This window comes from Microvirga antarctica (assembly GCF_017921815.1).
Taxonomy (GTDB): domain Bacteria; phylum Pseudomonadota; class Alphaproteobacteria; order Rhizobiales; family Beijerinckiaceae; genus Microvirga; species Microvirga antarctica.
This window is the reverse complement of record NZ_JAGEMM010000080.1, coordinates 1-290: the sequence shown is the minus strand read 5'-3', so window position 1 is coordinate 290 and position 290 is coordinate 1. Positions and strand designations below refer to the sequence as shown.

The following is a 290-nucleotide window of genomic DNA, read 5'->3' as shown; positions in this document are numbered from 1 at the left end:
GGTGCCGGTCGCAACGGCTGCATCCTGCTTTACCGCGACAACAACGCGCGTTCGCGCGATGGCGAGCTGGTGTTGATCGACGCCGGTGCCGAATACCGCGGCTATGCCAGCGACATCACCCGCACCTTCCCGGTGAATGGCCGCTTCAGTGCCGAGCAGCGTGCGCTGCACGACCTGGTCGGCGAAGATCGGGATGCCGAAGCGGGACACCTTCTGGAAGGCGCTCGGTTCGGCGTGCACGAACTCGGTCGCCTGATGCGCATCCGGCGTTGCCAGCCGGTAGGCCTTCG

At 66.6% G+C, this 290-nt stretch carries 1 protein-coding gene; it reads left to right on the top strand.

All coding sequences use genetic code 11. The annotated features are described in order from the left end of the window. On the top strand, positions 1–290 hold a 290-nt coding region (locus J4G32_RS20940), incomplete at both ends, for a M24 family metallopeptidase (RefSeq protein WP_210497601.1).